The organism is Streptomyces sp. NPDC028991 (assembly GCF_055564775.1).
On the sequence record NZ_JBVHVP010000034.1, the window covers coordinates 1 to 5,400 of the forward strand.

Sequence of the window (5,400 nt, forward strand, 5' to 3'; positions counted from 1 at the left end):
ACCGCCGTCAACGGATACTCCACCGGCACCGACGCCAGCAACCCCTCCACCTGCGCACGGTCCGCCACATCACACGCCCGCACCTCAACAACCGCACCCAGACCCTCCAACTCCGCACGGAAGGCATCCACACCCTCCGCCGCCGGACCACGCCGCGACACCAGCAGCAGACGACGCACCCCACGCGCCCCCACCAGATGACGGACCAGCTCCCGGCCCAGACCACCCGTACCACCCGTCACCAAAACCGTGCCCGCACGATTCCACCGCGACGGCATCCGCAGCACGATCTTCCCGACGTGCCTGGCCTGACTCATGAACCGGAACGCCTCACGCGCCCGCCGCACATCCCAAACCCGCACCGGCAACGGACTCAACACACCGGAACCGAACAAATCCAGCAACTCGGCCAGCAGTTCACCGGTACGGTCGGGTCCGGCCTCGCCGAGGTCGAAGGCGCGATAACGCACACCGCCGCCCACCGACTCCGGATCACGCACGTCGGTCTTGCCCATCTCCAGGAACCGGCCACCGGGCGCGGTGATCCGCAGCGAGGCGTCCACGAACTCACCCGCCAGCGCGTTCAGCACCACATCCATCCCACGGCCACCGGTGACCGTACGGAACTTCTCCTCGAAGCCCACATCACGCGAGGACGCGATGTGCTCCTCGTCCAGACCCAGCCCCCGCAAGACCTCCCACTTGCCCTCACTGGCCGTCGCGAACACCTCGGCACCCACGTGACGCGCCAACTGGATCGCCGCCATACCCACACCACCGGCACCGGCATGAACCAGCACCCGCTCCCCCGCCGACAGACCGGCCAGGTCACGGAAGGCGTACAGCGCGGTGAGGAACACCAGCGGCACCGAGGCGGCGGTCTCGTCGTTCCAGTCGGCGGGGACGGTGGTGAGGTAGCGCTCGTCGACGAGGGCGGTGTCGGCGAGGCCGCCGGGCACCATGCCCGTCACCCGGTCGCCGACCGCGAGACCCGTCACCTCGGGGCCCACGGCCGTCACGACACCCGTCGCCTCCGAACCGAGGAGTCCGGCCTCGCCGGGGTACATGCCGAGCGCGTTCAGCACGTCACGGAAGTTCAGACCCGCGGCCCGCACTTCCAGTCGGACCTGCCGCCCCGCCGGTGCCTCCAGCACCTCGGGCGCGGGGAGGAGGGCGAGGCCCTCGATGCGGCCGGGAGTGGTGCTGTCCAGGCGCCAGGGCAGTCCGGGCAGGGGCAGCAGGCCCGCGCCGGTGGTGAGCCGGGCGAGGCGGGGCACCAGGAGGGTGTCGTCCCGTACGGCGAACTGGGTGTCGCCGTCCGCCAGCAGGGCGGGGAGCCGCGCCAGGACACCGTCGGGCGGCGCGCCGGTTCCGGCGTCCAGGTCGAGCAGGGCGAAGCGGCCCGGGTTCTCCGCCTCGGCGCCGCGGACCAGGCCGTGCGCGGCGGCGGCGGCCAGGTCCCGTACCGTGCCGTCGCTCCCGGCGGCGACGGCGCCGCGGGTGACGAACACCAGACGTCCGGTGCCGGAGGCGTCCAGCTCCAGCCACTGCCGGACCAGTTCGAGGGCGTGGGCGGTGAGGGCGTGGGCCGCCGCGGGAGTGTCGATGCCGGGAGTGTCGACGTCGGGGGTGTCCAGCGGGACGAGCACCAGGCCGGGGGCCGGGGTGCGGGCGGCGGCCTCGGCGAGGGCGGTCACCGGGGCGGGCCAGGAGGCGTCGGCGCCGAGCGTGACCGGGTGTACGGCGGTGGTGGCGGTGTCGTCGGGGACGGGCAGCCACTCCAGGCGGAGCAGTCCGTCCTGTTCGCTGCGGTGCAGGGCCGGGGCGTGCAGCGCCGAGGGGGCGCGCAGGCTCAGCGACTCGGCGGAGAGCACCGGGGCGCCCTCGACGTCGACGGCGGCGATGGACACCGTGTCCTCGCCGGTGCGGGCGACGCGGACCCGGACGACGGAGGCGCCGCCCGCGTGCAGGGAGACTCCGGACCAGGAGAACGGTACGAGCTTCTTGCCGTCGCCGAGGCCGGCGAAGCCGACGGACTGGACGGCGGCGTCGAGCAGGGCGGGGTGCATGCCGTAGTACTCGGCGTCGTCGACCTGCGCGGGCAGCGCGACCTCGACGAAGGCCTCGTCGGCGCGGGTCCACACGGCCCGCAGGCCCTGGAACACCGGTCCGTACTCGGTGCGCTCGTAGAAGCCTTCCAGGTCGGCGGCGACGGCGCCGCGGGGCGGCCACACGCCGGCGTCGAAGCCCGCGGTGCGCTCGCCCTCGCCGAGGAGGCCGGAGGCGTGTTCGGTCCAGCGCTGTTCGGGGTCGTCGACGGTCTGGGAGTAGACGGTGACCGGGCGGGCCCCGTTCTCGTCGGGTGCGCCGACCCAGACCTGGACGACGGCGGCGGAGTTCTCGGTGAGGACGAGGGGCTTGGCGAGGGTGAGTTCGTCGACGCGGTCGCAGCCGACCTGGTCGCCGGCGCGGACGGCGAGTTCCAGGAATCCGGTGGCGGGGAAGGCCGCCATGCCGCCGACGGTGTGGTCCATCAGCCAGGGGTGGGTCTGGGCGGAGAGGCGTCCGGTGAACAGGACGCCGTCCGTTCCGGCCAGGGAGACGGCGGCGCCGAGCAGCGGGTGTTCGGCGGAGACCAGGCCCGCGGCGCTGACGTCGCCGGCGGCGGCCATGAGCACCGGCCAGTACCGCTCGTGCTGCCAGGCGTAGGTGGGCAGGTCGGTGCGGCGGGCGCCGGTGCCGTCGAAGCAGGCGGCCCAGTCGACGTCGACGCCGGCCGTGTGCAGCCGGGCCAGCGCGGTGAGCAGGCAGCGCTCCTCGGCCCGGTCCTTGCGCAGCGCCGCCACGGCCACCGCGTCTGTGCCGGTGCCGGTGCCGGTGTCGAGGCTCTGCTGGGCGAGGGCGGTGAGGACGCCGTCGGGTCCCAGTTCGACGAAGGCGTCTGCTCCGGCGTCGGCGAGGGCGCGCACTCCGTCGGCGAAGCGGACGGTGGAGCGGACGTGGTCCACCCAGTACTCGGGGGTGCTGAGCCGGTGCTCGTCGGTGAGGGTGCCGGTGACGTTGGAGACGACCGGGAGGAGCGGCTCGTGGTAGGTGAGGCTCTGGGCGACGCGGCGGAACTCCGCGAGCATCGGCTCCATCAGCGGCGAGTGGAAGGCGTGACTGACCGACAGCCGCTGCGTCTTGCGGCCCTCGGCGACGAACGCGGCGGCCAGAGCCAGGACTTCGCTCTCCGCACCGGACAGGACGACGGAGTCCGGGCCGTTGACCGCGGCCAGGGCGACTCCCCCCGTCAGCCTCGGCACGACCTCGGCCTCGGTCGCCTGCACGGCCACCATGGCACCGCCCGCGGGCAGTCCCTCCATCAGCCGGGCCCGGGCCGCCACCAGCGTGCAGGCGTCCTCCAGGGAGAGCACCCCCGCCACGTGCGCGGCCGCGATCTCACCGACGGAGTGGCCCGCGACGAACTCGGGGACCACGCCCCACGACTCGACCAGGCGGTAGAGGGCGATCTCGAAGGCGAACAGGGCGGGCTGGGTGTAGCCGGTGGTGTCGAGGAGGGCCGCCTCGGGGGTGCGGCGCCCGGCGAACAGGACGTCGCGCAGCGGCCGGTCCAGGTGCGGGTCGAGCAAGGCGCAGATCTCGTCGAGGACGGCCGCGAACACCGGGAAGCGGGCGTGCAGTTCGCGTCCCATGCCGGCGCGCTGGGCGCCCTGGCCGGAGAACAGCACGGCCAGGGTGCGTTCGGTGGTGTGGCCCCGGGCCGCCTCGGTGGTGGTGCCGTCGACGCCGGTGAGCAGGACGGCGCGGTGCTCGAAGGTGGAGCGCCCGGTGGCCAGGGAGTGGCCGATGTCGAGGGGGGTGGCGCCGGTGAGGGCGGTGATGCGGGCGATCTGGTCGTCGAGGGCGGCCTCGGTGCGTGCGGAGACCGGCCACGGCACGACGGCCGGGACGAGCACGGACTGGGGCCCGGACGCGGTGGAGGGCTCCGGTGCGGCGGCCGGTTCGGCCTGTTCCAGGACGACGTGGGCGTTGGTGCCGCTGATGCCGAAGGAGGAGACGCCGGCGCGGCGCGGCCGGCCGGTCTCGGGCCAGTCGGTGCGGTCGGTGAGCAGTCGCACGGAGCCCGAGGACCAGTCGACGTGCCGGGAGGGGTGGTCGGCGTGCAGGGTCTTCGGCAGGGCCCCGTGACGCATGGCCATGACCATCTTGATGACGCCGGCGACACCGGCGGCGGCCTGGGCGTGCCCGATGTTCGACTTGATGGAGCCGAGCAGCAGGGGTCGCTCGGGGTCGCGGTCCTGGCCGTAGGTGGCGAGCAGGGCCTGGGCCTCGATGGGGTCGCCGAGCGGGGTGCCGGTGCCGTGCGCCTCGACGGCGTCCACGTCGGCGGGGGTCAGGGCGGCGCTGTCCAGTGCCTGGCGGATGACGCGTTGTTGCGCGGGCCCGTTGGGGGCGGTGAAGCCGTTGGAGGCGCCGTCCTGGTTGACGGCGGAGCCGCGGATCACGGCGAGGACGGGGTGTCCGTTGCGGCGGGCGTCGGACAGCTTCTCCAGCAGGAGCATGCCCACGCCCTCGGACCAGCCGGTGCCGTCGGCCTCGTCGGAGAAGGCCTTGCAGCGGCCGTCGCCGGCCAGGCCGCCCTGGCGGCTGAACTCCATGAGCGAGCCGGGGGCGGCCATGACGTTGACGCCGCCGGCCAGGGCGAGGGTGCACTCGCCCGCGCGCAGCGCGTGGGTGGCGGCGTGCAGGGCGACGAGCGAGGAGGAGCAGGCGGTGTCGACGGTGACCGCGGGCCCTTCCAGGCCCAGGGTGTACGACAGCCGTCCCGAGGTGGCGCTGGCGGCGATGCCGGTGCCGATGTCGCCGGTGGCGTCGCTCAGGGAACGGATCAGCAGGTAGGCGTAGTCCTGGCCGTTGGTGCCGACGAAGACGCCGGTGGGGCTGGAGCGCAGCCGACGGGGGTCGATGCCGGCGCGTTCGATCGCCTCCCAGGAGGTCTCCAGCAGGAGTCGCTGCTGCGGGTCCATGGAGACGGCCTCGCGCGGGGAGACGCCGAAGAAGCCGGCGTCGAAGTCGGCGACCGAGTCGAGGAAGCCGCCCTGCTGGCTCACGGAGTGGCCGCGGGCGTCGGCCCCCGCGTCCCGCAGCGCGTCCAGGTCCCAGCCGCGGTCGGTGGGGAAGCCGGAGACGGCGTCGGTGCCGGAGGAGACGAGGTCCCACAGGTCCTCGGGCGAGTTGACTCCCCCGGGGTAGCGGCAGCTCATCGCGACGACGGCGATGGGTTCCGAGGCCGCGGCGGCGAGTTCGCGGTTCTGCCGCCTGAGGCGCTCGGTCTCCTTGAGCGAGGCCCGGAGAGCGTCGACTACTTTTTCGCTGGGCGTGGTCATGATGGCTCCG

General features: G+C 73.9%; 1 protein-coding gene. It reads right to left on the bottom strand.

The window, feature by feature from the left end; translation table 11 throughout:
- Positions 1 to 5,390 (bottom strand): beta-ketoacyl synthase N-terminal-like domain-containing protein (locus ACZ4V1_RS33660; protein ID WP_468344200.1); only part of this gene is annotated, 5,390 nt, incomplete at its 3' end.
- Positions 5,391 to 5,400: the final 10 nt, after the last annotated feature.